This window comes from Flavobacterium amnicola (assembly GCF_004122165.1).
GTDB classification, from domain to species: domain Bacteria; phylum Bacteroidota; class Bacteroidia; order Flavobacteriales; family Flavobacteriaceae; genus Flavobacterium; species Flavobacterium amnicola.
This window is the reverse complement of record NZ_SBKO01000002.1, coordinates 216,547-243,304: the sequence shown is the minus strand read 5'-3', so window position 1 is coordinate 243,304 and position 26,758 is coordinate 216,547. Positions and strand designations below refer to the sequence as shown.

Genomic DNA, 26,758 nt, shown 5'->3' with positions numbered 1-26,758 from the left:
GTTATTTTGTTTCGTTTAACCAATTTCTGAAATCGTAGAAATTTTGAGGCGCCACACCGTGTCCAACCGGATATTCCTTGTAGACATTTGAAATTCCAAGGCGATCTAAAACAGGTTTTGCTTTTCGTGCCCATTCTACGGGAACTACTTGATCTACATTGCCATGAGAAGCAAAGATTTGCAGTTTTGTAAAATCGTTGGCTTGGTAATTATCTACAGCAATTTCTTCATTGAAATAGCCACTCATTGCCACCACTCGTTGAATTTTTTGCGGATATGAAAGTGCAATAGCATAACTTAAAATTGAACCTTGGCTAAAACCAACCAGCGTAATTTTATTAGCATCGATAGCATAATTAGCCACCAATTCATCCACAAATTGAATGATTAAATCACGCGAAGAACGGGCTTGGTCCAAATCGGAAAATTTCTTTTCATCGGCATCAAAATTAATCGCATACCAAGCATAACTGCCATACATCATATCGTAGGGTGCTCGTGTAGAAATCACATAATATTCTTCGGGTAACTCGGAAGCAAATGAAAACAAATCTTCTTCATTACTTCCATAACCATGAAGTAATAGGATAAGCGGATTTTTATCTAATTTTATTTTAGGCTCACGAACTAGGTGATATAGTGAAAGATTCATAAATTATAGGCTTTTAAATATTTTTTGGTACCATTCTCCAACTAAAGGAACTAGTTTTTGTTCACCCTGTAAGGCACCAATGAATCCGAAAACCCATAAGATGAATATAAAAGTCCAGTAGGCTGATGAAATCATCCAGCTATCAAAATAACCTATAAAATAGCCTAATGCAAAATAGGTCAAATTAATTCCTAAAGCTTGACGAATATGAAACGAAGAAAATTCATTTCTCTTTTCATTATTCATAAAAATGGCAATGACAGTACCAATGATAGTCACATAACTGATGATAGCGGCTTGTTTTCCTTCTTCTATAGAGTTGTTCATGGTTTACTATTTAAGATAATACTAATTGATTGTTGTTATAGATTCCGTAGACTTTTCCTTTTGTCGCTTGACCTAAGAATACCGAATTTTTAGATTTTGAAAGTATGTCTTTTTCTTCAAAAGTAGCCGTTCCTTCGTTTGTAAATAAAGTGATGTTAGCTTTTTGACCTTCTTTTATTGTTATAGATTCTATTCCGAAAACACTTCGTCCTGCCGTTAGTTTTTCTACGATAACTTCGGTTGGAAGAACGGTTTGCAAAGTACTGAAAGCACTTTCTAGTCCGATGGTGCCATTTTTAGCCAAATCAAATTCCAATTTCTTATGTTCAATATCGATCGGATTATGATCGGAAGTAATACAGTCAATTGTGCCGTCTAAAACACCATTGATTAGCGCTTTTCTATCGTTTTCCGTTCGAAGTGGTGGTGTAACTCGGTAATTAGCGTCAAAACTCGCTAAAACGGCATCCGTAACCAGTAAATTGTGCACTGCAACACTACAAGTTACTTCTAAGCCTTTTGCTTTTGCTTCTCGAATCAAATCCACCGATTTTGCAGAAGAAAGGGTAGGGATATGTAGTTTTCCGCCGGTATATGCTAAGATGAAAAGGTTTCGTGCAATGATTAATTCTTCTGCTAATGAAGGAATTCCTTTCAATCCTAATTGTGTCGAAACAATCCCTTCGTTTACAATTCCTTTTCCCTTAATGGTATTGTCTTGTGAAAAAGCAATTACTTTTCCGTTAAAATCTTGCGTGTATTGTAAGGCTATTTTAAGCAGATTGGCATTGTCTAGATTTTTGTTGTAATCTCCAAAAGCAATAGCTCCGGCGTTTTTCATATCGAAAAGTTCGGCCAAATCAATTCCATCACTTTTTTGAGTTAAAGCCCCAATCGGAAATAAATCGGTAGCTTTATTTTGGGCTCTTTGCTTGACAAAATGAATTTGCGATTGGTTGTCTAAAATAGGGTTGGAGTTGGGTTGTAGCGCTATTCCTGTAAATCCTGATTTTGCTGCAACTTCTAAGCCGTTACTGATGGTTTCTCTCTCTTCAAATCCAGGTTCTCCAAGGGAAACACTGGTGTCAAACCAACCTGATGAAAGATGTAAATTATCCAACTTAATCTCTTGTGAGTCGCCTGAGGCTTGAAGATTAGTTCCTATCGTTTCAATGGTGCCATCGGTAATTTTGATATCGACAATCTGATTGTGAAAAGGATTGTTGTTTTCAATAATTCGGGCATTTCGGATAATTATACTCATTTTATAAATTTTTGAATAAGAATTTCAAGGAATAAAAAGATCAGCGTAAAAATAAGAAACCATTTCCAGATTTGATTATCAGTACGCTCTATTTCAATAGTGTCAAAAAACGATTCTAAACTGTCTATTTGATTTATTTGGTCGATACTTTCGCTACTAGGACTCGTTAGGGCACTTTCTTTTCGGTCATAATTAAAACTAAGTGTTCCCACCGATTTTTTATACTGAACAATTTCATAATTTCCTGCTTTCTTCGGATTATCTCCGCATGAAATTTTGACTTTATCGTCCATGATTTGTTGCATTGGAATAAATTCCTCCGAATTGTTTTTGATCGAAACTACTTCGTCCTTTGATAAAACAGCTGGAACAAGTACCGATTGACTGTTGCCAATAGTTTCAAATTTCACCCCGTTTTTATCATTAATACTACCCATTTTATAAAAAGTTGGGACAATAAGTGGTGAATTTTGAAAGTTGGAATTTTCTTTATTTATTGGTGCTGAAAAGATAAAAACAGCACCTGAATTTTTAAAAATGCTATTTAAGAATCCTGTTTGGTCTTCATAAGTAATGGCTTGTGATGCCGATGATTTCACACCGAAACTTTGTTTGACGGATGGATATTGAAAATTGCTTATTTTCTTTTCGAAAACATTAGCAAAAAGTGGATTGGCAAAATTGATTTTGGTAATTTTCTTGTCTTGATTTTGAAGGTTTACAAATTGAAGGTTGCCAAAATTAGCCAGAAAACTGTTGATGTTCTGTAAGTCGTTTTTAACAGAAGGAATAAAAACTAGATTGCCGCCTTTTTCGATGAATTTCTTCAAATTAGTATGCATCGCCAAAGGAATATTGTCCAATTCATTCAAGATTATTGCATCCTGATTCGGAATTTTACTATAATCGAGTGCATTAATCGTTACGTTTTGATAATTGAAATCGGGTTGGGTATATATTTTGGATAAAAACGTACTTTTCTCATTTTCGCCAATACTCAAAACATTTACTTTTGATGGTTTTGAAATGGAAAAATAAAACGTATTGTCAAAAGCTAAGCTATTGTCATTTAAAGTTATATAACCATTGAATTCCGCTTTTGGAATGGTGAAACTTAAGGTTTGTTTGCGTTTGTTGAGTTTTAAAATGGCTTTGGCAATCAAGCTTTCGTTATTGAACATCGAAACCGGAATCGATTTTTCTTCTTCAAAATTTGAAGAAACGTTTACGCCAATTTCATAAAAATTCTCTAAAGATTGTGCTACAAAAACACTATCAATAGCAATGTTTTCGAGCTTTTCGGCTTCAGGAATTACGAAATACGTTTTGGTGTTTTCTGATACATTTGCTAACGATTGCGTTTTTAAACCTATAGCATCCGTAATTATCACAATATCTTTTTGGTTATTACTGTTGTGCGATTTGACTTTGGTTAGGGCATTTTCTAACGAAAAAGGAATGGCACTGTACGATAAGTTTTGCAGCTCTTTTTGTATGTTTTTTATCGAAGTATTCCAAAATTCCTCACTATTGGTGACAATAGATAACTGTACATTTTCGGGTGTTTTTTCGAGTAAATCTTGAACGGCACGTTTTAGTAGTTCACCCTTTTGTCCTTTGGCTTGCATACTAAAGGAATTGTCAAGTATAACATACAATTCGTTGTTTTTACTCTTGCTATCTTTGGCAGCGAAAAACGGTTGAGCAAAGGCTATAATTAAAGCAGTTAATAGTAATAGCCGAGTAGCAAGCAATAAGTATTTTTTGATTTTAGAACTTTTTCGGGTTTGAATCGAAAGTTCTTTAAGTAATTTTACGTTGGTAAAATATTCAATTTTAAATTTTCGAAGTTGAAACAAATGCACTAAAATTGGTATAACCAGTAAGAAAAGGAAATACAGAATTTCAGGATGTTTGAATTGCATTTGTGAAAAGGTTTGTCAAAAATACTATTTTAAGTTTAATGTTTAAAAGATTAGGAGTTTAATTTCGTCTCTTGTTCTTAAAAAACTCCTTATTGGCAATATAAATGGATTTGGTTACTTCACAAAATACAGTATCGCCCGTTTTATTAGTAATGTAAGTAACTTTTGGATGTTCAATTTCGTTGTTTTCTTTTACATTTTCAATAATCCTTTCAATTTCTGCTGCGGTAAATTCGAAAGAAGCATACATGGCTTCACGAGCAGGACGTTTGAACTGAATATGCGCACTTTTATCCCAAACGATATAGTCTTCTTTCAAAATATACATCAATTGAATCATGGGAATCGGATCGACAGAAGCAAATAAACTGCCTCCGAAAATAGAACCGACATAGTTTCTGTTTTTCCAATTTAACGGAATTCTAATTTTGACGGTATGCAAATCATCAGAAACCGAAAGAATTCGTGCCGTACTTCTTCTGTACATAGGAGAAAGATTGAAACCTACTTTAAACATCGTAGATTCTTTCATGAATTTTCGGGCAATTTTGGATAATTGTTGGTACATATTCTAAAAGTTGTTTTTCAAAGATAAAAAAAATCCTCAAGCGTACTTGAGGATTTTAGAGTATTAGGATTTTTGTTCCTTATTGAAATATACTAAGTAATAATACATTTGTTTTTCTTCGTCCCAGCCTTTTTCTACATACTTTTCGGCACTTTCAGGGTTAATAAAATCCAATTTGATTTGAATATTGGTATCCAATTCAATTACGTTTTTCATTTTACGTCGTGCATCGGTCACGGCAGCATTAGCAATAGGGAAGGTGGTTAAATCTTCAATACTGTATTTTTCGCCTTTGTCTACTTTGTAGTTTTTAAATTCTGAAATTAAATCAGGATTATCTATTACTTCATTCAAAAATAACGATTCTTCAAAGTTGTCATTCTTCGCAAAGTGATTTACCGCTCGATTCATAAACATTACTTCTTCTTTTTTGTCTTCTGCTGGTAATACCACGTCTTTGGCAAAATCTTGACAAAATTTCAAGTACTTTTTCGTCATGAAATTCTCATCTTGAAAAGCATCTACACTTAAGAAATGCTCTAACCAATAGCGGGCATCGTAACGATTGCTGTCTACTGTAAGAATTTTATATCCTTCTTCTTTTTTGTAATTGAAAATCAAACACCCTTTGTCCAAACGTTGTAAGTTGATTCCTTGTTGTAAAATCATTTCCAATTGGGTTTCTTTTTCTTCAAATTGGAGGAAATCGGATTTAATTTCACTTTTGAAAATTCCAATAGCATCACACGGTTTGTTATCTATAGACACATTGGTCAAATAAGCTACATATACTTCTCCGTTTTTGATGTGTGGATGGTTGGATTGCTCAAATAAATGCTGCGTAATTTTTTTAGAAATATCGTGTACATTGCTCGGATTGTTGAAAATCTCGGTAGTCAAGTTGTACATTTCATTGTATTCTAAATCGACGTCGTGCGCAAATTGGAAATAATTCTCTTCTTTATCTCTAAAAGGTTTGAAGAAAAATTCTTTCAACAAAGGCATGATCTCATCGTTTAAACCATACGGTTGTTCTGATAAGAAAATAGCTTCGTTGCGACTTTTGTTTCCTACTCGGTGAATAGAAAGATTGTCGATGTGGGTATTAAATAGGTTGATCATTTTTTAGTTGTTAGGCATAAGCCATTAGGCAATAGAAATCATTAAATTTTATAATCCAGTATTACAATAACTTCTTAATTCCAGTTTTCTTCGAATCCGTAATCTTCAAACGAGTCATCTCCTTCAAACATGTCTAAGTCGTCTTCGTCATAATCGTCTTCAAATTCGCTGTCAAAATCTCCTTTTTCAGCTTCAAATTCTTTATCTGGTGCACTGGCAGGCATAATTCCGTGAGAGAATAATAAATCAGGATAATTAACGCCAGTTTCTCTTTCTTCAACAGCAGCCAATTCCACAAAGAATGTCCACATGTTTAGGAAATCATACACATAAATCATTTTGGTATTTTCATCATCAAACATAGAAGACAATAGGTAATCGCCCATCGTTAAACCTTCGCCTGGATTATCGCCTGTATCAAACAACGGAATTTCTTCGTCTTGATTCCATTTGTCATCACAGGTATAAAAAGCGGCCATCTCTAATCCGTCAAATCCAAAAGCATTGACAATGGCATTATGTAAGTCTTCTAAAGAATCTTTTTCTTCAATAGCAATATCTCTAAAAACATCTTCTTCTGCGTCAAGAATGACTCTGAATTTATAAATCATAATCGTAATATTATTGAAAGATCAAAGGTAAAATTTAATTTCGATTTAGTATTTAGGAATTCTTTTTTGTTGATAAGATTTTAATTAGCTCTCATAGAATTCAATAGGAAGTCCGTCGGGATCTTCGATAAAGAAAAAACGCTTTTGGGTGTATTCATCGGTTCTGATTTCTTCTGCAATGATGCTAAGTGTACAGAAATATTCTCTGGTTTTTTCAAGGTTAGTTACTTCAAAAGCCAGATGACGTAAACCGGATGCTTCCGGTCTGGAAACTCTTTTGGGAGGATCTGGAAATGAAAATAATTCGATGGTATAGATTCCGTTGAGTGTTAGGTCTAGTTTGAAAGACTGGCGTTCCGCTCTGTATCTTTCTTGAATAATTTCCAAGCCTAAAATGGAAGTATAAAAGTGTTTCGACTTCTGATAATCGGAACAAATTAAAGCAATATGATGAATTTTACGGAGTTGTAGCATGTTCAGTTGCTTTTGAAATATGTAAAGCACAAACTAAAATCCAAAACAAAATACTGCCTTCAATAATTCGTTGAATTAATCCTTTATAGTCAGAATCGAGGTTTTGATTTAATACGACCACAAATACGAAGCTTAGAACAGCAACTATTAAACTGATATTAGAAAGAAGTGCACTATTACTCCATTTTCGAGAGGCAATTCCGAAGCCTAAAATAGAAATTGGGACTATTAAATAAGTTAGCATTCCGCTTAAATTATGAATTATTTGAGAAACACTTGGATTGACAAAATTGGGATTGCAACCGGCATCACAATTGAAAATACCGCAAATAATGGTGCCTAACCCGTAACCCAATCCGATACCAATCAAACTAAGTGTTTTAAGAGTTGATTTAGGAAAATATGCATTTGAAAAATAACCAAACAGGATAAAGCAAATGCCACTTGGAATATAACCATAAAAGCGAAGCGGGTCAGCATAAGGCGCATCTACAGCATACGATTCACTAATAAATTGTGATAGATGACTGTAATTTGGATATACAATTCCAGCTATTATTGTTGTTATGACAAATAAGATTACACCCAGTAATCCGAAATAAAAGGCATTTTTTTTCATAAAAAGGTTTTTAAAATTTTGTTTTGGCCAATTTTTCATGCTCTTCATTTACTTGCATTAGAGCTGCACTTGAATACCATGGCGTTAATTCAACATCAAATATTTTGGCTTGAACGGCCGGATCGGTTTCGACTAATTTTTGAGCTTCTTCTACAGTTTTACAATTGAAAATGAAAATACCTCTATAATTTTTGTCATTTTTCATGAATGGACCTGCTACTACTAACTTCTTTTCTGATGCTAATTTGTTGATGTTAGCCATATGACCTTCAAAATATTTTTGACGTTCTTCTTTGGTAGCTGTGGTGTTACTACCTGTTTTAAGGATGCAAAACACATAAGTTTTCATACCATAATCATCAGCTCCTAGTGCTGCGGCTAGTTTTTCATCATAAACTGATTTTTCTTGTGCTACCACTTGAAATGAGGTAAGTACTAAAAGAGTATACAGTAAGTTTTTCATTTTTTTGATTTAGTGATATTCAAATTTACAAATAAAGTTCGATTACAATTCATCTCCTAAAAATTACAATTCGGTCAACTTAAATTTTTTCCTTGATTAAGTTCCCCCAATTTTGAACTATCAAATTTCAACAAACCATGAAGACTATATTAAAAATTATCGTTTTATTTTCTGCCTTGCACTCGTTTGGCCAAACTAAAATTTCAGGAAAAGTAATCGACACCAAAGGAAAACCACTTTTTGGTGTTAATGTTTTTATTGAAGGAACTTACGACGGAGTTACCTCAAATGAAAGTGGTGATTTTACTTTTGAAACCACCGAGAAAGGTGCTAAAATACTAACTGCATCTGCATTAAATTATCAAGAAATAAAGATGCCGATTACTATTGAAGAGAATCTGCCAATTGTAATAAAAATGAGAGCGGAAATAAATGTATTAGATGCTGTCGTGATTTCGGCGGGTTCTTTTAAAGCAGGCGATAATAGTAAGTCGGCTTCTTTAAAAGCACTTGATATTGTGACTACGGCAGGTTCTGTGGGCGATATTGTTGGAGCGCTTAAAACCTTACCTGGAGCTCAAGTGGCTGGTGAAAGTGGCCGATTATTAGTACGAGGAGGGGAGAGTGATGAAACACAAACCTATATCGATGGGATTCGAGTGGCACAACCTTATGGTGCTACTGCTAATAATTTGCCTACTCGTGGCCGATTTTCTCCTTTTTTATTCAATGGAATGACCTTTTCTACTGGTGGATATTCGGCGGAATTTGGAGATGCGCTATCGAGTGTTTTACTAATGAATTCTATCAGCGAACCCGATCAAGATAAAACGGATTATAGTTTTATGTCGGTGGGTTTAGGAGTTGGAAGAACCAAAAAATGGGAGAAAAGTTCGTTGAGTTTCAATACAACCTATATCAATTTACAACCCTATCAATGGTTGGTTCCTCAAAAAGTGGATTGGAATAAAGCTTATCAAGGTATTTCTGGAGAAACAGTGTACAGAAGAAAATTTACAAATGGCTTGCTTAAAATTTATGGTGCTTTCGATTATTCTATTTTCGATTTGAATCAGGAAGACATCAATGTTGTAGATAAAGTTAGAATTAGTAATAAAAACAATAATTTCTACTTCAATTCTTCCTATAAAGGGAAGTTTGGCTCGGGTTGGACCTTGCAAACAGGATTGAGCTTAGGACTTAACTATGTTACGATGGGAATTGATAAAGATGCATTAAAAAATGACGAAGTTGCATCACACTTGAAGCTGAAATTGGATAAAAAGATTTCTAATAAGATTAAGATGTCCTTTGGTAGCGATTACTTCAGAACCAATTTTGATGAAAATTACACCCCTTATTTAGACAAAAGTGTGGCTTCCGAATATCAAAGTAACATCGTAACATTTTTTGCAGAAAGTGATTTTTTGTTTTCTCAAAAATTTGCAACCAAAGTGGGTGTTCGTACGATGTATAATGATTTGTTGCAAAAATCTGTGATTGAACCAAGAGTTTCATTGGCTTTCAAATCATCTCAGAACGGACAATTTTCATTGGCGTATGGCGATTTTCATCAAGCACCAAAACAAGAGTATTTGAAATATTTTAAAGCATTCGATTTTGAAAAGGCACAGCATTACATTTTGAATTATACCTACAGCATACACAAAAGAACTTTGCGCACTGAATTGTATTATAAGGATTACGATAATCTGGTAAAATTTGATAGTGCATTTCCTGTATTTAATAGTAATTACAACAATAATGGATTTGGATATGCCAAGGGATTAGATGTTTTTTGGAGAGATAATAAAACAATTAAAAATGTTGATTATTGGTTGTCTTATTCTTACATAGATAGTAAACGAGATTATAGAAATTATTCAGCCGAAGCAACACCAAGTTTTATTGCCAAACATACAATTTCATTAGTTGGTAAGTATTGGATAAACGATTTAAAATCACAAGTTAGTCTGACAAATACATTCGCTTCCGGCCGACCGTATAATAATCCAAATGAAATACAATTTATGAATGGAAAAACGAAAAACTATAATGATTTAAGTGTTGCCTGGTCGTATTTAGTATCACAACAAAAAATCTTATTCTTTTCGGTGTCGAATGTTTTAGGAAGAAATAATGTGTTTGGTTATCAATATGCTAATTCACCTGATTTAGCAGGGCAATACCAACGTCAAGCGATTGCTCAACCCGCTAAACGATTCTTTTTTGTAGGCTTCTTTTGGACCATTAGTTCCGATAAAAAAGCCAATCAGTTGGATAATTTATAGTTTTATAACTTTTCATCGGTTTTTTATGTAGTTACATCGAGTAATTGTTTTTTTGAAAAATTGAAAATTAATATTACTTATTTTTAGGTTGATAACTAAAAATCCAATCTATGAAAAAAACTACTCTATTATTTGTATTCGCGATATTAGCGGTACAGTTCGCATTTGGTCAAGTAAATAATGTTGTATCAGCTCCTATTGGTACAACTACAACTCAAGTACGTGCGCCAAATGGTTTATCTACTTATGCTTTTTTGAGAGCTTCTTCAATAGTATTGGCATCCGAATTGACTTCTATTCCTGCTGCTACTTCATTAAATTCATTTGGTTTAATAACTACTGCAGGCTCAGATGTTCCGGTAACAGGAACATTAACTGTTTACATGCAAAACTCTGCTGATGTAACCTTTACAAAAGGTACAAGTTGGGCTACTATTATTACAGGAATGACTCAAGTATATTCAGGTTCATATACTATTCCAGCAAGTGCTACAAATATCGATTTAACTTTAACAACACCTTTTACCTATACAGGTGGTTCAGTTTATGTTGCCTATGATTTTTCAAGTGCAGGGCCATATTCAACTACACCAGCTACCTATTCTGCTAATAATTCCTTAGCAGGAGGTTGTGTTTCTGCTAATAGTGCTACTGTAGCTCCAACAACTTTAGGATCAACTGCTTTTCGACCTGCTATGCGTTTTGGTTTTCCGAACCCTTATTCAAATGATGTTTCTGTAGAAACTATAAATACTTTAGGAAATGTGGCAACAACTTTAGGTCTTCCAGTGCCAGTATCAGCTCTAATAAGAAATAAAAGTAATACAACCTTGACCAATATTAATGTTAGTGCAAACATGACGGGAGCCAATTCTTATGCAGACTCACAAAACATTGCTTCTTTGGCAGCTGGTGCTTCAACGACTGTAAATTTTGCAAATTGGACTCCAACTGCATTGGGAGCGAATGTTTTGAGTGTGACTGTACCTGCAGATCAGCTTGGTTCGAATAACGCTTTTAATTTTAATATTGCAGCTACTTGTTTTACATCTGGAGCTGCGCAAAACCCAGTGACTTATTCAGGTTCAGTAGGTTTTAATACAGGTTCTGGTATAATTGCTACACCTATTCAAAATTCTGTTGCTTCCTCAATTTCGGGAGCAAATGTAGCTATTTCATTACCTGTCCAATCTGTAGGTAATAATGTGTTTGGTGTACTCCTAAACAATGCTGGTGCAATTTTAGCTCAGAGTCCTAATTTAACGATTGCAAATGGTGATTTAGGGACTATTAAAACATTTACTTTTCCTACCCCGGTTTCGGTTGCAGCAAATCAATTGGTGTATGTAGGATTAGGACAAAGTGCTAATGCTACAACGGGTTATTTTCCTGTCGGGGCATATCCTAACCCTAATTTAACTACTCCCTACTATACAACTGCTATTACTGGCGGAGCTTTAGCCTTAGTAGCTACAAATTTAGGGCAATTGGGTATTGAAGCTAATTTTTCAGGCTCTTGCTCTTTGAGCATTGATGAAGTTGCTTTTAGAGATAAATTGATTATCTATCCAAACCCTGCTAATAATATTCTAAATATTAAGTTTGGTTCTTTTAGGGATAGTGTAAATCTTGAAGTATACAATACTCTAGGTCAAATTGTACTTCCCGCTCAAAAAGTATTTAATGATACTTATGAACTAAATGTTTCGTCATTAAATAAAGGGGTATATTTTTTAAAAGTGAGTAATAACAAGGAAATGAGCAATTTAAAATTTACTATCGAGAGATAATTTTTTTAAGAATAATTTTAAAACCTGAGGTATTACTTCAGGTTTTTTTTTGCCTTTAATAAGCTGATTAATCGCCATTTTTATATAAAACAACAATTCATCCATCAAAATTGACAGTTCGGTAAGTATAAATTTTTTAACGAGTACAACCGAAGTAATTTTGGTTCAGAAATAAAAACAAAAAGTTTCAATCATTAACTAAATTAATAACAAATTAAAATCAAAAATTATGGTACGATTATTTACAACAGCAGTTTTATTATTTTGTTCAGCAGTATTTGGACAAGCGAAATTTGAAGAAGGTATGGGGAAAGCCTTAGGTATGTGGCAATCGGGTCAAGCAACAGAAGCATCGGCATTATTTGAAAGAATTGCTTCAGTTGAAAAAGCCAACTGGTTGCCAAACTATTATGTTGCTATGATTAACACAGTGGAAGCTTTCAAACCTGAAAATCGTGAAAAAGCAACTTCTTTAATCGAAAAAGGACAAAACGCATTAAACAACGCAAAATTAGTAAGTCCAACCAATGCCGAAATCAATGTGATGCAAGCTTTAATTTATACCGCTATATTGGTCCAAGATCCAATGAGTAACGGAATGAAATATTCACCTTTAGCAATGGCTGAATATGGAAAAGCATTAGCCATTGATTCTAAAAATCCTAGAGCTGTATTTGGAAAAGCAGAATTTGAATTAGGGGGTGCGAAGTGGTCAGGTGCAGATACAAAGCCATTATGTGCTGAAATTAATCGTTCATTAGAACTTTTTACTAACTTTAAACCAGAAACGCAATTTCATCCGAATTGGGGATTAGACAGAGCGCAACAAGCAGCTGCAAATTGTAAATAATTGTTCTCTAAAGTTATAACAAACAAAAAACAAAATCATGGAAAATCAAGATCAAAACAATAACAAAAAATGGAACAGTGTAGGTAACGGTATCTTTATCGGCTGTATGTTCGTTGGATTAGGAATTGGGATGTACTTTGATAAAACTTCAATAGGTGTACTAGTGGGTATGGGTATTGGGTTTATAGCATCATCGATTGCAAAATCAAAGTTATAATAGCTAAACTTCAAAAAATAGTATCAAAGCAATGAAAATAACAATCAAAGAAATTTTAAAAGTATTCCTAATTGGGTTTATCATTTTTATAGTTATTCAGTTAATTAATTTGGCTTTTGGAAATCAGATAGCACTAAATAGCAGACTGATACAGGGATTGTTATACACATTGCTTTATACTTTTACATTGGGCTATGCCAACAAAGCAGTTTTTGTTTACCTGGATAAAGTTTTTGAAGCGAATCGGTTTTCAGTAAAAAGAATCATTATTGGATTTTTAACCTCATTTGTGGTTTCCTTGATGGTAATTTTCTGTCTAAGAATTATTGAAGATGTGATTATTGAGCACAAAAGTTTTTCAGAATTCCTAACTAACGAGCAACCTGCCAATTATGTAGTAGCAATAATTATAACATTCATCGTTTCAATTTCGCTATATGCCTTTCATTTCTATCGAGCTTATCAAGATAGTAAGCTAAAAGAACAGAAAGTAATCGCAGGTACAGCTTCGGCGAAATTTGAAAGCTTGAAAAATCAAATTGATCCACATTTTCTATTTAATAGTTTAAATGTATTAAGTTCTTTAATCGAAGAAAATCCAGATAATGCACAGAAGTTTACTACTTCATTGTCTAAAATTTATCGCTATGTCTTAGAACAAAAAGATAAAGAGCTAGTTTCAGTAGAAGAAGAATTGAGTTTTGCCAAGACGTATATGAATCTATTAAAAATGCGATTTGAGAATAGTATTACCTACGATTTGCCAGATGATTTTGATAATATTGAAGCCCGTGTGGTACCACTTTCATTGCAACTTTTATTAGAAAATACAATCAAACACAATGTGGTAAGCGAGCAAAAACCGTTGCATATTAAAATTTTTATCGAAAATAATTATTTGATCATTCAAAACAACTTGCAAAAGAAGGAAGTGCTTCAAGATCGTCAAGGTGTTGGCTTGCAAAATATTGTGAATCGTTATGCTTTAATTTCTGAACGTAAAGTATTAATTGAACAAAATCAGGAGTTTTTCATTGTAAAAATTCCAATATTAACAAAACAAATTGCCTTTATGGAAACGCAAAATATATATAACGAAAATATGGCTTTTGTAAAAGCGAAAGAGCGAGTAGAAAAGCTGAAAGGTTTTTACGGAAATTTAATCTCCTATTGTACAGTTATTCCAATTTTAGTCATTATCAATTTAAACACATCATCAGGATTTCAATGGTTTTGGTTTCCGATGTTAGGCTGGGGATTTGGGGTATTAATGCACGCTTTAGAAACTTTTGGCTATGGAAAGAATTGGGAGGAACGTAAAATACAGGAACTCCTTGAAAAAGATAAGAATAACAATAAATGGAAGTAGTGATGCAGTACAATAACACAACCGAACAAATTGCACTGGATATAGCAAAAGAGAGAGTAAAACGAATGAAAAAGTTTTACAACCACTTATTTATTTTTATGATTGGTTTGATACTTTATGTTTCGAAAAGGTATTTTGGAGCGCCTTTGAACTTTTTCCCGATAAAACATCTCAACGAAACAGTCATGTGGTGTTAGACATTTATTATTGGAATACAAGGTGTAAAACTGTTTATTATTGAAAATGTTTTTGTCAATAAATGGGAAAAAAATCAAATTCTGAAAATAATGAATAACGATAATGCTGAAAAGCAAAAGGAAAGTAATTATGGAAAATTTAAATAACAAAATCGAATACGAAAAATACCAATTAGCAAAAAAGCAAGTAGAGGAAATAAAAGGTTTTTATTCTCATTTAGTGGTTTATATTTTGGTGATGGGATTACTTGTTTTTATCAATTTGAAATACACACCAGAACATTTATGGTTTATTTATTCAATGGCGGGTTGGGGATTAGGTGTTTTAGGTCACGCTTCCAAAGTATTTAATTGGTTTCCGTTTATGGGGAAAGATTGGGAAGCGCGAAAAATTAAACAATTTATGGAAGAAGAAAAGAACAATACTAAATCTTAGTAAAATGAATCCACATGAAGAAATAAAATATCAGGAAGCGGCTAGAAAAGTCAAAAAAATGAGAGCTTTTTATTCGCATTTATTTGTTTACATCCTATTTAATACTTTTATAATTGCAATTAAAACCCAACGTATTGACGAAGGAGAAACCATATGGCATGCTTTTAAAGTTCCATTTTGTTGGGGAATTGGATTAGTATTACACGCTTTGAGAGCATTTGATAAGATTCCTTTTTTAGGCAACGATTGGGAACAAAGAAAAATCAATGAAATTTTAGAAAAAGAAAATCCAAATAACACTAGAAAGTAATGAACACACAAGACGAAATAAAATACCAAGAAGCTCAAAAAAGAGTCAAAAAAATTAAAGGTTTTTATACTCACGCAGCAATCTATCTATTGGTGAATATCATGATTGTGATAATTAACATTCAAAATTTAGAACCAGGAGAAAGTTATTTTAAACTAGAAAACTTTTTTACGGCTTTCTTTTGGGGACTTGGATTGTTAACTCATGCTTTGTCGGTATTTTTACCCAATATAATTTTGGGCAGTAATTGGGAAGAAAAAAAGATCAAAGAATTAATGGAAAAAGACAAGCAAAATAAATGGGAATAACTTCGAGAACCTCAGTTACCTTCGTCAATAATCAGTTACTTTGTCTGAGATAATTTGTTGCTTGAGGCACTCGAAGGCAACATAAAGTTAACATCAAAAATAATAATTAGTAAACATCTAAATTTTTTTAATGAACATCATAATCATAGAAGACGAAAAGCCTGCGGCACGATTATTACAACGAAAAGTAGAAAAATTAGGATTGCATGTTAGCAACATGTTGCATTCGGTGGAAGAATCTATCCAATGGTTTCAAAACAATGCCCATCCCGATTTGATTTTCTTAGATATTCAATTGTCTGATGGTTTGTCGTTTGAAATTTTTGAAGCCATTGATATTAAAAGTGCTGTGATTTTTACCACTGCCTATGATGAATATGCGTTACGTGCTTTTAAGCTGAATAGTATTGATTATTTATTAAAACCGATTGATGAAGATGATTTGGAAATTGCGGTGAAAAAATTCAAAGCTAGAACACAAACCACCTCCAACTTATCACTCGATTTTGAAATGATCAAAAAGATGTTGGTCAATCCAATCGATAAAAACTATAAAAAACGTTTTACTGTCAAAGTCGGACAACAGTTAAAACTAATCAACATAGAAGAAGCCGAGTGTTTTTACAGTCAAGACAAAGGGACCTATTTGCATACCTATGATAATCGTGATTATTTACTCGACGGTACCTTAGAACAATTGGAAATTGACTTGGACCCGAAAGAATTTTTCCGAGTGAGCCGAAAATTTATCATTCCACTGAAAGGAATTAAGGAAATTCAAGTACATACGAATTCCCGTTTAAAAATCGTTTTACCGACCTATAAAGAGGATGAAGTAATTGTAGCTCGAGAGCGTGTGAATGACTTTAAAGAATGGATTGGATAAAAATTTATTTATTCAATCGATGTAAAGTAAAGGTCATTGCCGTTAGCAAAAAGAATGCGACCACTTGATGTGCCAAACCCAACCAAAGTGGGACATGTAACAACAAGGTCAAAACACCTAACGTAAATTGAACAAAAACAATCAGAACTAAAGCATTCAATCCTTTTTGCTGTGTAGACGTTAAACTAAATTTTTTACTTTGAAAAAAGAGATATAAAATTAAACCAACCACTACATAAGCCATGGTTCGATGTACAAATTGTACACCACTTTTACCTTCAGTAAAACGTAACAGCCAAGACTCCTTTTCGAGTGCAATGCTTTCGTGAAAAAACTGTCCGTCACTCATTAAAGGCCAATGGTTATGAATCATTCCTGCATTTAAACCAGCCACAAAACCACCATAAATGATTTGAAGAATTAATACTATCAAGGCAATTCGCGCAATTTTACGTAAAGGAACTATTACAGTATTTGTTTCAGGATATATCAAGTCTAAGGCTACCCAAAGTGTATACGCAAAAGTGATAAAAGCAAAGGTTAAGTGCAATGCCAATCTAAAATGACTTACATCTGGATTGTCTACTAATCCACTTTTAACCATAAACCAACCAAAGAAACCTTGTAAAGCACCCATTCCGAGTAAAACACAACATTTTTGAATGGTTTGTTGGTCTAGTTTCTTTTTAATTAAAAAATAGAAAAATGGAATAATGAAAACCAAACCAATAATTCTTCCAATAAATCGGTGGAACCATTCCCAGAAATAAATGTATTTATAATCATTCAAGTTGAAGCCGCCTTCTTGGTACTGGTTGATTTTTTGATATTCTGGAAATTGTTTGTAAGCCTCAAAAGCTTTTTCCCATTTTTCTTCCGTTAGAGGAGGAAAGGTATCGGTAACCAAATGCCAATCGGTCATCGATAAACCTGAATTGGTTAAGCGTGTAATGCCGCCCACAACCACCATTATAAAAACCAATACACAACCTGTAAGTAACCAAATAATAACCGATTTATCTTTTTTCATGGTTCAATTAAATTATTTTACTTTTTTCAATCCTAATTTTTCAGCACGTTTCAATACAAAATTAAAAGCGGCTTGGTATTCATTTGGAATTTCGCCTTCTAAAATGGCTTCTTTTACCGCTTCTTTTAAAACTCCAATTTCTCGAGAAGGTTTTAATCCAAAAATCTCCATGATTTCCTCTCCCGAAATAGGAGGTTGAAATTCGCGTACACGGTCACGTTCTTCGACTTCAACGATTTTCTCGCGTACGATTTTGAAATTATTATGGTACTTCTGAAATTTCTTTGGATTTTTGGTCGTGATATCGGCTTCGCAAAGTATCATCAAGTTTTCAACATCTTCACCGGCATCAAAAATTAAGCGACGCACCGCACTATCAGTGACAATATCTTCCGATAATACAATCGGACGCGAACTCATCATGACCATTTTTTGAACAAACTTCAATTTTTGATTGAGTGGCATATGCAAACGTTCAAAGATTTTCTTAGCCATTTTACCACCTAAGAATTCATGTCCGTGAAAGGTCCAACCTTGCTTTTTGTGAAATTTTTTGGTGGGTGCTTTTCCAATATCATGTAGTAAGGCGCTCCAACGCAACCAAACATCATCGGTATTGGGACAAATATTATCGACTACTTCAAGAGTATGGTAAAAATTGTTTTTATGAGTATGTCCTTCAATTTCTTCTACGTTATTTAACGCCGTTAATTCGGGTAAAATGAGCTCCAATAAACCTGATTGAAATAATAACAAAAAGCCAATTGATGGTTTTGAAGAGAGAAGAATTTTATTCAATTCGTCAACAATACGCTCACCAGAAATAATTTTGATTCGTTCTTTGTTTCGGGCAATTGCTTCAAAAGATTCGGCTTCTATTTCGAAATTTAGTTGCGATGCAAATCGAATTGCACGCATCATTCTTAGTGGATCATCACTATAGGTAATATCTGGATTTAAGGGCGCACGAATGATTTTATTTTCCAAGTCGGAAACCCCATCAAAAGGATCGACTAAATCTCCAAAATTGTTTGTATTTAATGAAAAAGCCATCGCATTGATGGTGAAATCTCTGCGGTCTTGGTCGTCTTTTAACGATCCGTTTTCGACTACAGGATTTCGACTTTCAAAATGGTAACTCTCTTTACGAGCGCCTACAAATTCGATGTCCATGTCATCATAGCGTAACATCGCAGTGCCATAATTTTTAAAAACTTGTACTTTCGGATGGTGAGGAATCAGTTCCGAAACTTTCAAAGCCAAATCGATCCCACTTCCAACAGCAACAATGTCGATGTCTTTTTTGTGATCACGTTCCAATAAAATATCACGCACAAACCCACCAATAACGTATGTTTCTACATTAAGTTGGTTAGCAGATTGAGCGATTATCTCGAAAATTTTATGTTTTAAATGTTGCTTGTAGTTCATTTTAATTGAGCCACGAATACACGAATATTTTATAATACAATTCGCTTGTATTCTAAATTATCTTTTGTGAAATTGGCTAAAATAGCTAAGTTATTATTTGATATTTTTAAATAATTAATACATTGTGCAATATGTGCATCAATAATAGATTCACAAGACTTTATTTCGAGAATGATTTTGTCAAAAACTACAAAATCTGCATAGAATTTGTGCTTTAAAATTGTTTCTTTATAGTTTACAGCAAATTCTTTTTCTCTCTAGAAAGTTATAGAATGGTTTTTTAACTCATATTCAATAGCATCTTTGTATACAATTTCTGAAAATCCACTCCCTAATTGATTGTGAACTTCAAAAAGAATCCCCATTAATTTATAGCTCTCTTCTTGATGAATTATTCTTGGCATTTATTCGTGTATTCGTGGCTTTAATTTTTTATTTACGTATTACCTTCACTTGACAATCGTTTGTTAATTTGATAATGGTGGAAGGTTTGTCGCAAATTTTGTCGTGATGCAAATTTACTACATAGTCGACACCTTTTATAATTTCGGGTGAAATTTCTTTAAAAGATTTTGGTGTTGGCTGTCCAGAAATATTTGCAGAAGTCGACACCAATGGTTTTTTCATTCGTTCCATTAGTTTAAAACAGAACGGATCCTTTACAATTCGCATACCGAGTGTTTTGTCTTCGGCAATAATATTAGCTGCCACATTTCGAGGATTATCCAATATTAAAGTGGTTGGTTTTTCAGATAAATCGAGTATTTGCCAAGCCACTTCAGGAACTTCTTTGAATACATTGTAGAGCATTCGGTCACCATTCATTAAAACAATCATGCTTTTAGATTCTTCGCGTTGTTTTAACGCATATATCTTTTTTATAGCTTCCGGATTACTCGCATCGCAACCAATTCCCCAAACGGTATCCGTAGGGTAGAGGATGATTCCACCATTCTTGATAACTTCAAAAGCGTTGTGTACTTCAGTATTGATATCCATTCTTTTTTTTGACAAAAATACTTCAAATTGAGGTCAAAAAAACGAAAAAATGCTATTTTTCTTGGCTTTAAAACTATTATCTTTGGACACTTTAAATTTGATGCGTTTTGAAAAATGAATTACCATTAGTAAGTATTGTTTGTCATACTTTCAATCATGAAAAATATTTAGAAGAGACAATTAAAGGATTTTTAAATCAAAAAGTTGACTTCCCGATAGAAATTATTATTCATGATGATGCTTCAACCGATTCAACAAGAGCTATTATTAATAAATATGCACTTGAATACCCCAATTTGATAAAATGTATTTTTCAAGAGACCAATGTGTATTCCAAAAAAATTAATATTTGGGCGAATTATACCTTTCCAAGCGCTGAAGGAAAATATATTGCAATCTGTGAAGGGGACGATTATTGGAGTGATGAAAATAAATTACAAGAGCAGGTAAATTTTTTAGAGCAAAACGATAATTTTTGTATTTGTTGGACAAATTATGTCACCAAAACAGGAAATACATATGGTGAAAGTAATTTGATGGTTTTTGATGATTATTTCAAAGTTGATTTGAATAATATTTTTGATCCGTATTGCACCTTGACTTTAACAAGTGTTTTTAGAAAGGATAGACTAGATTTAGAAAAGTTGAATTCGTTGAAGCATTTTAAGGACAATTCGTTATATCTATTATTGCTTAAAAATGGAGATGGAATGTTTATAAACAAAAAGACATCCGTTTATAGACAACACGAAGGTGGCGTTTTTTCATTAAAGTCCTATTTTTTTCAGCAGTATAGCTCCTATATCAATATCAAAGAACTCTACGATTTAGATACCGATTTTCAAAACGAAAATATTAAAAATACCTTACGAAATTTAATAAGAAATGCTGCTTTAGATGCTGTAGATATCTATTTTAAAAATAAATCAGAATTCACTAAAGAAATGAAAGGGGTTATTTGGAAATATTTCTCCTCCCTATCATTTAAATTAAAAGTTAGGTTTATAAAATTGATCCTTAAAAAAATGTTTAAAAAAAAGTAACTTTTTAAAAGGGTAAAGGTTCCCTTACTTTTTTTAACACAGCTGGAACACCTGCAACCATACAATTATCAGGCACATCTTTTGTAACAACTGCACCAGATGCAACCACGACATTTTTACCAATTTTTATTTTTGGCAGAATAGTTGCGTTCATTCCAATTATGGTATGACTTCCAATTTGACAATGACCACCAATATTTACGCTTGGAGTCAATTCAGCAAAATCGCCAATAATAACATCATGTCCAACCATAACCTGTTTATTGATTAAACAGCCAATCCCAATTTTTACATTGGAAGTGATAATTGCATCGGTTAAAACATTTGCGCCTTTGCCAATTTCAATTCCATAATAACCGATTTTAGCAAAAGGACTTATTACAGAAGTTAATTCACCACCATATTCAATAAATTTTTGGGCCAATTTATATCGTAGCAACGGGTTGCCAATTCCGATTGTAAATTCTTTCGAAACGGTACTAAAATAATGAATGGCTTCTTCTGGAGTTTTTAATATTGTAAAAAGCCCATATAATTTATCTTCAATATCAGCATTAACATCATCATAAAAAACTAAATTATCAAGGCTATTATTTTGATGAAAAATCTCCAACATTTCTTTAGCGAATCCTTTCGCACCAATGACTAACATAGGTTAATTATATTACTGATTAATTTCAATTCATTTTCGGTTAATCCTGTATACAATGGTAAACATAAAATTCTTGAAGCGATAGATTCAGAAATTGGCATCGTTTCTCCGTTTACATATTCAATCGTATTTAAAGAAGGGTAGAAGTACCTTCTGGGAAATATATCCGATTGATTCAGTTGCTGTTGTACTTTTAATAATTGATCTTCGGAATTAAAAATAACTGGGAAATAGCTATAATTCCATTTTGTATTTTCTCTGATTTTCATAGTAGAAAGCGCTTCAAAATTTAAATTATTTAGGTAATATTCTACTACTTTTTTTCGCTCATTAAAAATATAATCCAAATTATCAAAGACGGCTAAACCCATTGCTGATTGAAGCTCTGATATTTTGGCATTAATTCCCAAGCCATGAAAATCTAAAGGGCCATTATGCCCAAAATTATGACTATAAAATAGTTTTTGATATAGCGCTTCGCTGTTGCAAAACATAGCACCACCTTCACCCGTGTGAAATATTTTGGTCGCATGAAAACTGCAAGTGCTAACATCTCCGTAATTAAATATGGAAGCCTCTTTATAAGTAACACCGAAACAGTGCGCGGCATCATAAATAACGGCTAAATTGTGTTTTCTTGCTATTTCCTCAATTTTTTCAATATGACATGGATTTCCAAAAACATGTGTCGCTAAAATGGCAGTAGTTTTAGGGGTAATAGCAGCTTCAATTTTAGATTCATCAATCGATAAGTACTCCGGATGAATATCAACAAAAACGGGTTTGCAATTTTCCCAAATGATTGCTGAAGTAGTAGCAACGTATGAAAAAGGTGTGGTAATTATTTCTCCTTGATTTCCTAAAAGTTTTAAGGCAATTTGTAAAGGGATTGTACCATTATTGGTAATGATAATATTGTTGATAGCATACGTATCTTTTATTCTTTTTTCTAACTCGAGTGTGAGTTCACCTCTATTGGTAAGCCAAACTTTATTCCATGCTCGATCTAAATAATCAAGGTAGGCTTGTTTTTCAGGTAAAAATGATTTTGTTACGGGTATCATACTAGAGGGAATTTATATGGTAGAATTGAAAAAATGGAGTTTAAACAATTTTTTCTTTTCTCTAAATGTTAATTTATGATTGAATTTTTTTGAAGTTTGATATAATTCTTTTGCTAAAAATCGATTTTTTGTTTGTTTGACAATCAAGTACCATTTACTAAAAATCACTTCATTAAAATGCTTGGCAGGATAGATGTTATTTATTTTATTCTGTTCAAGGATGCGATTAAAGAATGTTGAGATTTGGCTATCAGAAAGTGCATCAAATGAATTTTGAATAAACGAAAAAGGAACGGCTAATTCGTCTTTACTCAATCCAAATCGTTGGTATAAATACGCTAGAATATCTAATTCGCCAACTAAAATGCCATCTTTTTTAGTTTTTGATATACCTAGGTTGTGCTCTCTGTACTGAGTAATGTACTCAGGAATATTTGCCATTTTATGATGGATGGAAATACGAGAAAAAAGTCCAAAATCTTCTGCCAGTCCACCATTAACGGTGGTATAACCTCCTGCTTGCAAAGCAATTTCTTTTCGATACATTACCGAAGAATGAATGAACTGATTGTTAAAAAGCATAGCAATTGAAACCAAATTTTTATTGGTCTCTGGCATGATTTTATGTCCAAAAACAGTTCCATTTTCATCGATCATGATTCCCCAAGTCCCACAAACGGCAATATCTGGGTTGGCTTCCAGAAAATTATATTGGGTTTCCAATCGGTTCGACGTGCATAGGTCATCACTGTCTAGTACTGCAACATATTCTCCAAATGCTTCTTGTAAACCTCTATTTCGGGTAAAAAGAACACCACTGTTTTTTTCATTGTGAATTAAACGAATTCTACTATCTTGGAAGGATTCGACAATAGAAACACTTCCATCGGTAGAACCGTCGTTAATAACGAGTAATTCAAAATCTTGAAAGGTTTGGTTTAAAACACATTCTATAGATTCCTTAATATATTTCTCACCATTGTAAACCGTCATTACAACGGTTATCTTAGGATTAGTCATTGTTTTTATTTTTAAACTTAGCAGCTAATTTTTTATACCAAATGTTGTTGTATTTCTTTTTGAAATGCTTCAAATGATAAGTTGTATTGATTAAAGATGTTAAATCTAATCCATTTTCACAATAAAAATCGTAATGTTTATTATAAATGTACAGTCTCGATAAATCGGAATTATTATTAACATTCATATTATCTGAAAGGGAAGACTTATTAAAGCGTTTTCGGTAATAGTACATCGTTTCGGGAATTTTATAAACACCACCATAGGTTTTGATGATACGAATCCATAATTCCCAATCTTCTGTAAAGGTTAATTGTTCGTCAAAATTACCAACGGCGTGAAAAACGTCTTTTTTGATTACGGCAAAAATAGGAATGGAATTGTATTTTAGAAAATCTTGTAAATTATATTCCGATAATTCCCATTTTCCAATTTCAGCGCCAAAAAACTCAGCATCGGCATAGACAATGTTAATGGCTGGATTTTCGTTAAGCACTTTTACGGCTTTCTGGACATAGTTTTCATGAATTAAATCGTCAGCATCTAAAAACAATAAAAAGGTTCCTCTTGCTAGTTGTGCCCCTTTATTTCTAGCTACTGAAGGACCAGCGTTATCTTGAAAATGATAACTGATGGTTAACGGACTAGAATTTTGATATTCTGAAACTATTGATTTTAAATCATCCGAAGAGCCGTCGTCTACAATAATAACTTCAATATTTTGATAAGATTGCTTTTCTATCGATTGTAAAGTTTCAATAATGGTCTCGGCATTATTGAAGGATGGAATTATTATGGAAACTAATTGATTCATAATTAAAATAAGATCGCTATTTTTTTATTGATTTTATCCAAAATATACCAAACCACAAATGTACCAAGTACTACAATTAAAAACTTCAGATAATAAGAGAAATACGACACCGATTGGTATTTTTTAAAGACTTCCAATATAATATAAAAGTGAATAAGGTAAAACCCTAAAGATAAGGTTGAAGGAGTGCTATATTTAAATTGTTGCTTTAAATTAGTTACCCAAGAAAAAATTAACATGGATAATGGTAACGGCAAAATAAAAATATTGAATATAGAGGAATTAATACCCATGTAATAAAAAGATTCAGCGATCAATAATACTAATAAAGGTAGTAAAAGAAACTTATACTTTTTGGCATCTTTCATCCATAAATTATGAGAAACACCAATTAGTAAGTACGGAAAAGCATAAAATAAAAAATTTCTAGAAGTCCCAATACCATAAAAAATATTAAAATAGATTGGATTTGTAACCAATTTTAATTCGAAAATCACTTGCAACAAGTAGCCGATACTAATTAAAAAAACGCCTAAAATTAATTTATTAATATCCGAAAGTTTTCGAGTGAAATAAATTAAAAATAGAGCCAGACAGGTGGCGATTAAATACCATAGATGCCCAATGCCATAAAATAAATCGGAAATAAATCGTAAAGTAGAAATGGCATTTAGCTTGAAAAAATCATATTCAATCTTAAAATAGAGTAATTGCCAAACAATGAATAAGATGAACAATTTTTTGGCGGTTTTTTTGATAAAATTCAAATCATGAATTTTGGCACTTATAAAATAACCAGTAATCAATAAAAATAGAGGTAAGGTAAGTCTGGCCAAGCCTTGAATCATATAAAAAACATAGCTTTTACTTCCTTCAACTTCAGTGGTTGGAAAAATATGTGCTGCCACAACAAAAAGGCTCAAAACAATCTTTAATAGATCTATATTGTTATTTCTAGAATTACTTTTTGACATCAGTTATTGGATTTTTCTTTTTTTGGTAACTCTGTCTAGTAATAATAAAGCTGAATATCGTAAGGGATAGTCTTTTTTGAATCGTTCGGATGTCGATTTAAAATCATTTAAAATGTCATTTTTAGCCTTTACTATTAAATCTTTTTGATGGGTAATATGCTCTAGGAGAGCCGTATTTCTATCATAATTTTTTTTCAACTTCTTCAAACGACGTTTGTAAGCAATGAACGATTTAAATTCGGTTAATGTATAACTTGAAATTAATTGCTTTTTAATTTTTTCTGTTTTAGAATAGGAAATGCCTCCCACCTGTTGGTTGGAATGCACACGATAATTAAAATATTTTTCATTCAAAAAAGCAAAAGAATTTAATCCTGTAGCAACGGTAGCAATCCATTCGTCATGATGATAATCTTTTAAAGTGGGAAACGGTAAGATTTCGGACACAATCGTTTTTCTAAATGCCATTGCGGCACCGGTCACAAAATTTCCAACTTGGGTAATAAGCTTGAAATAATCAAAGGAAACTTGCTCTTCTTTTAAAAACCCTGGTACATCCCAAATGGTATACAAATCTAAAATGTTCGAATTGTCATCCATGCAAAAACCATTGGAAGCAATTGTTGTAATGTTCGGATTTTCTTTAAAAAAACGAATATAATTTTCCACTTTATTCGGCATCCAACTATCATCTTGATCGGATAAAAAAATGATATCACCGGTACATAATGAAATCGCTTTTTCAAAGTTTTTCACACTCCTTAAATTCACCTCATTAATAAATAATGAAATTACAGAAGGGAATTTAACCTGATATTCTTGAATTATAGCAATAGTATTGTCGGAAGAGCGATCATCACAAATGATAATTTCGTCAATCTTTAAGGTCTGATTAAAAATTGAATCTAATTGTTCTCTTATGTATTTTTCACCGTTATATGTGCAAAAAGCAACAGATGTTTTCATAAAAACAAGAATTGTAAGGCTAATTTATTGATGGCAAAAGTACGGAATTCACTTGAAATAACATTCTTTCGTTTGTAAAGGCTTGC

At 32.8% G+C, this 26,758-nt stretch carries 29 protein-coding genes and 1 pseudogene; 10 read left to right on the top strand and 20 right to left on the bottom strand.

All coding sequences use genetic code 11. The features are described from left to right. Position 1: 1 nt before the first annotated feature. The 10 genes from EQG63_RS06615 to EQG63_RS06570 form a co-directional block, all read right to left on the bottom strand. The gene (locus tag EQG63_RS06615; RefSeq protein ID WP_129435570.1) at positions 2-652 is read right to left on the bottom strand and encodes an alpha/beta hydrolase; all 651 of its coding nucleotides are present in this window, start codon (positions 650-652) and stop codon (positions 2-4) included. 3 nt (positions 653-655) lie between these two features. Continuing rightward, the gene (locus EQG63_RS06610; RefSeq protein ID WP_129435569.1) at positions 656-979 is read right to left on the bottom strand and encodes a DUF4870 domain-containing protein; all 324 of its coding nucleotides are present in this window, start codon (positions 977-979) and stop codon (positions 656-658) included. A gap of 10 nt (positions 980-989) precedes the next feature. Then, positions 990-2,243 carry a dihydroorotase gene (locus EQG63_RS06605; protein ID WP_129435568.1) on the bottom strand — a complete coding sequence of 418 codons (1,254 nt, stop codon included), beginning with the start codon at positions 2,241-2,243 and terminating at the stop codon, positions 990-992. After that, positions 2,240-4,168, bottom strand: coding sequence for a vWA domain-containing protein (locus EQG63_RS06600; RefSeq protein WP_129435567.1), 1,929 nt, complete (start codon positions 4,166-4,168; stop codon positions 2,240-2,242). The genes EQG63_RS06605 and EQG63_RS06600 overlap by 4 nt, the downstream gene beginning before the upstream one ends. A gap of 58 nt (positions 4,169-4,226) precedes the next feature. Next, positions 4,227-4,736: a DUF4442 domain-containing protein gene (locus EQG63_RS06595; protein ID WP_129435566.1), complete on the bottom strand. Its 510-nt coding sequence runs from the start codon at positions 4,734-4,736 to the stop codon at positions 4,227-4,229. Positions 4,737-4,799: 63 nt separating this feature from the next. Next, positions 4,800-5,858: a nucleoid-associated protein gene (locus EQG63_RS06590; protein WP_129435565.1), complete on the bottom strand. Its 1,059-nt coding sequence runs from the start codon at positions 5,856-5,858 to the stop codon at positions 4,800-4,802. A gap of 74 nt (positions 5,859-5,932) precedes the next feature. After that, the gene (locus EQG63_RS06585; protein WP_129435564.1) at positions 5,933-6,469 is read right to left on the bottom strand and encodes an IS1096 element passenger TnpR family protein; all 537 of its coding nucleotides are present in this window, start codon (positions 6,467-6,469) and stop codon (positions 5,933-5,935) included. Positions 6,470-6,553: 84 nt separating this feature from the next. After that, the gene (gloA2, locus tag EQG63_RS06580; RefSeq protein ID WP_129435563.1) at positions 6,554-6,943 is read right to left on the bottom strand and encodes an SMU1112c/YaeR family gloxylase I-like metalloprotein; all 390 of its coding nucleotides are present in this window, start codon (positions 6,941-6,943) and stop codon (positions 6,554-6,556) included. Continuing rightward, complete coding sequence (locus tag EQG63_RS06575) at positions 6,927-7,562, bottom strand: DUF998 domain-containing protein (RefSeq protein WP_164974473.1); 636 nt, start codon at positions 7,560-7,562, stop codon at positions 6,927-6,929. The genes gloA2 and EQG63_RS06575 overlap by 17 nt, the downstream gene beginning before the upstream one ends. 10 nt (positions 7,563-7,572) lie before the next feature. Beyond that, positions 7,573-8,025 (bottom strand): YciI family protein, encoded by a 453-nt coding sequence (locus EQG63_RS06570; RefSeq protein ID WP_129435561.1) that lies wholly within the window; start codon positions 8,023-8,025, stop codon positions 7,573-7,575. A gap of 137 nt (positions 8,026-8,162) precedes the next feature. Here EQG63_RS06570 and EQG63_RS06565 point away from each other — a divergent pair, with 137 nt between their 5' ends. From EQG63_RS06565 to EQG63_RS06520, 9 genes are all read left to right on the top strand, one after another. Continuing rightward, positions 8,163-10,316: a TonB-dependent receptor gene (locus EQG63_RS06565; protein WP_129435560.1), complete on the top strand. Its 2,154-nt coding sequence runs from the start codon at positions 8,163-8,165 to the stop codon at positions 10,314-10,316. A gap of 110 nt (positions 10,317-10,426) precedes the next feature. Next, a complete protein-coding gene (locus EQG63_RS06560; protein WP_129435559.1) occupies positions 10,427-12,106 on the top strand; it encodes a T9SS type A sorting domain-containing protein in 1,680 nt (559 codons plus the stop codon). Between the two features lie 229 nt (positions 12,107-12,335). Then, complete coding sequence (locus EQG63_RS06555; RefSeq protein WP_129435558.1) at positions 12,336-12,956, top strand: hypothetical protein; 621 nt, start codon at positions 12,336-12,338, stop codon at positions 12,954-12,956. A gap of 37 nt (positions 12,957-12,993) precedes the next feature. Continuing rightward, positions 12,994-13,173, top strand: coding sequence for a hypothetical protein (locus EQG63_RS06550; protein ID WP_129435557.1), 180 nt, complete (start codon positions 12,994-12,996; stop codon positions 13,171-13,173). A gap of 31 nt (positions 13,174-13,204) precedes the next feature. Beyond that, positions 13,205-14,542 (top strand): 2TM domain-containing protein, encoded by a 1,338-nt coding sequence (locus EQG63_RS06545; RefSeq protein ID WP_129435556.1) that lies wholly within the window; start codon positions 13,205-13,207, stop codon positions 14,540-14,542. Positions 14,543-14,869: 327 nt separating this feature from the next. Further along, on the top strand, positions 14,870-15,175 hold the full coding sequence (locus EQG63_RS06535) for a 2TM domain-containing protein (protein WP_129435554.1): 306 nt from the start codon (positions 14,870-14,872) through the stop codon (positions 15,173-15,175). A 4-nt stretch (positions 15,176-15,179) separates the two neighbouring features. Next, entirely contained in the window at positions 15,180-15,485 is a 306-nt protein-coding gene (locus EQG63_RS06530) for a 2TM domain-containing protein (protein ID WP_129435553.1), read from the top strand. Continuing rightward, on the top strand, positions 15,485-15,793 hold the full coding sequence (locus EQG63_RS06525) for a 2TM domain-containing protein (RefSeq protein WP_129435552.1): 309 nt from the start codon (positions 15,485-15,487) through the stop codon (positions 15,791-15,793). Before EQG63_RS06530 ends, EQG63_RS06525 begins: the two co-directional genes overlap by 1 nt. A gap of 130 nt (positions 15,794-15,923) precedes the next feature. Continuing rightward, positions 15,924-16,679, top strand: coding sequence for a LytR/AlgR family response regulator transcription factor (locus EQG63_RS06520; protein WP_129435551.1), 756 nt, complete (start codon positions 15,924-15,926; stop codon positions 16,677-16,679). 4 nt (positions 16,680-16,683) lie between these two features. Here the strand turns inward: EQG63_RS06520 and EQG63_RS06515 are convergent, their stop codons facing one another. The 4 genes and pseudogenes from EQG63_RS06515 to EQG63_RS06500 form a co-directional block, all read right to left on the bottom strand. After that, on the bottom strand, positions 16,684-17,709 hold the full coding sequence (locus tag EQG63_RS06515) for a COX15/CtaA family protein (RefSeq protein ID WP_129435550.1): 1,026 nt from the start codon (positions 17,707-17,709) through the stop codon (positions 16,684-16,686). Between the two features lie 12 nt (positions 17,710-17,721). Beyond that, positions 17,722-19,140, bottom strand: a complete 1,419-nt coding sequence (locus tag EQG63_RS06510) for a CCA tRNA nucleotidyltransferase (RefSeq protein ID WP_129435549.1) — start codon at positions 19,138-19,140, stop codon at positions 17,722-17,724. Between the two features lie 29 nt (positions 19,141-19,169). Further along, positions 19,170-19,544, bottom strand: a pseudogene (locus EQG63_RS06505) (GxxExxY protein). A gap of 28 nt (positions 19,545-19,572) precedes the next feature. Then, positions 19,573-20,139 (bottom strand): L-threonylcarbamoyladenylate synthase, encoded by a 567-nt coding sequence (locus EQG63_RS06500; protein WP_129435548.1) that lies wholly within the window; start codon positions 20,137-20,139, stop codon positions 19,573-19,575. 107 nt (positions 20,140-20,246) lie between these two features. Between EQG63_RS06500 and EQG63_RS06495 the strand changes: the two genes are divergently transcribed. Continuing rightward, on the top strand, positions 20,247-21,182 hold the full coding sequence (locus EQG63_RS06495) for a glycosyltransferase (protein ID WP_129435547.1): 936 nt from the start codon (positions 20,247-20,249) through the stop codon (positions 21,180-21,182). Between the two features lie 4 nt (positions 21,183-21,186). On the opposite strand, the gene EQG63_RS06490 is transcribed toward EQG63_RS06495, so the two are convergent. From EQG63_RS06490 to EQG63_RS06465, 6 genes are read right to left on the bottom strand one after another with little or no spacing between them, the layout of a single operon-like run. Next, positions 21,187-21,834: an acetyltransferase gene (locus EQG63_RS06490; RefSeq protein ID WP_129435546.1), complete on the bottom strand. Its 648-nt coding sequence runs from the start codon at positions 21,832-21,834 to the stop codon at positions 21,187-21,189. Further along, entirely contained in the window at positions 21,828-22,898 is a 1,071-nt protein-coding gene (locus tag EQG63_RS06485) for a DegT/DnrJ/EryC1/StrS family aminotransferase (RefSeq protein WP_129435545.1), read from the bottom strand. Before EQG63_RS06485 ends, EQG63_RS06490 begins: the two co-directional genes overlap by 7 nt. A 12-nt stretch (positions 22,899-22,910) precedes the next feature. After that, positions 22,911-23,918, bottom strand: a complete 1,008-nt coding sequence (locus EQG63_RS06480; protein WP_129435544.1) for a glycosyltransferase family 2 protein — start codon at positions 23,916-23,918, stop codon at positions 22,911-22,913. After that, positions 23,911-24,732 (bottom strand): glycosyltransferase family 2 protein, encoded by an 822-nt coding sequence (locus tag EQG63_RS06475; RefSeq protein ID WP_129435543.1) that lies wholly within the window; start codon positions 24,730-24,732, stop codon positions 23,911-23,913. Before EQG63_RS06475 ends, EQG63_RS06480 begins: the two co-directional genes overlap by 8 nt. 2 nt (positions 24,733-24,734) lie before the next feature. Continuing rightward, on the bottom strand, positions 24,735-25,706 hold the full coding sequence (locus EQG63_RS06470; protein WP_129435542.1) for an acyltransferase family protein: 972 nt from the start codon (positions 25,704-25,706) through the stop codon (positions 24,735-24,737). Positions 25,707-25,709: 3 nt separating this feature from the next. Beyond that, positions 25,710-26,672, bottom strand: coding sequence for a glycosyltransferase family 2 protein (locus EQG63_RS06465; protein ID WP_129435541.1), 963 nt, complete (start codon positions 26,670-26,672; stop codon positions 25,710-25,712). Positions 26,673-26,758: the final 86 nt, after the last annotated feature.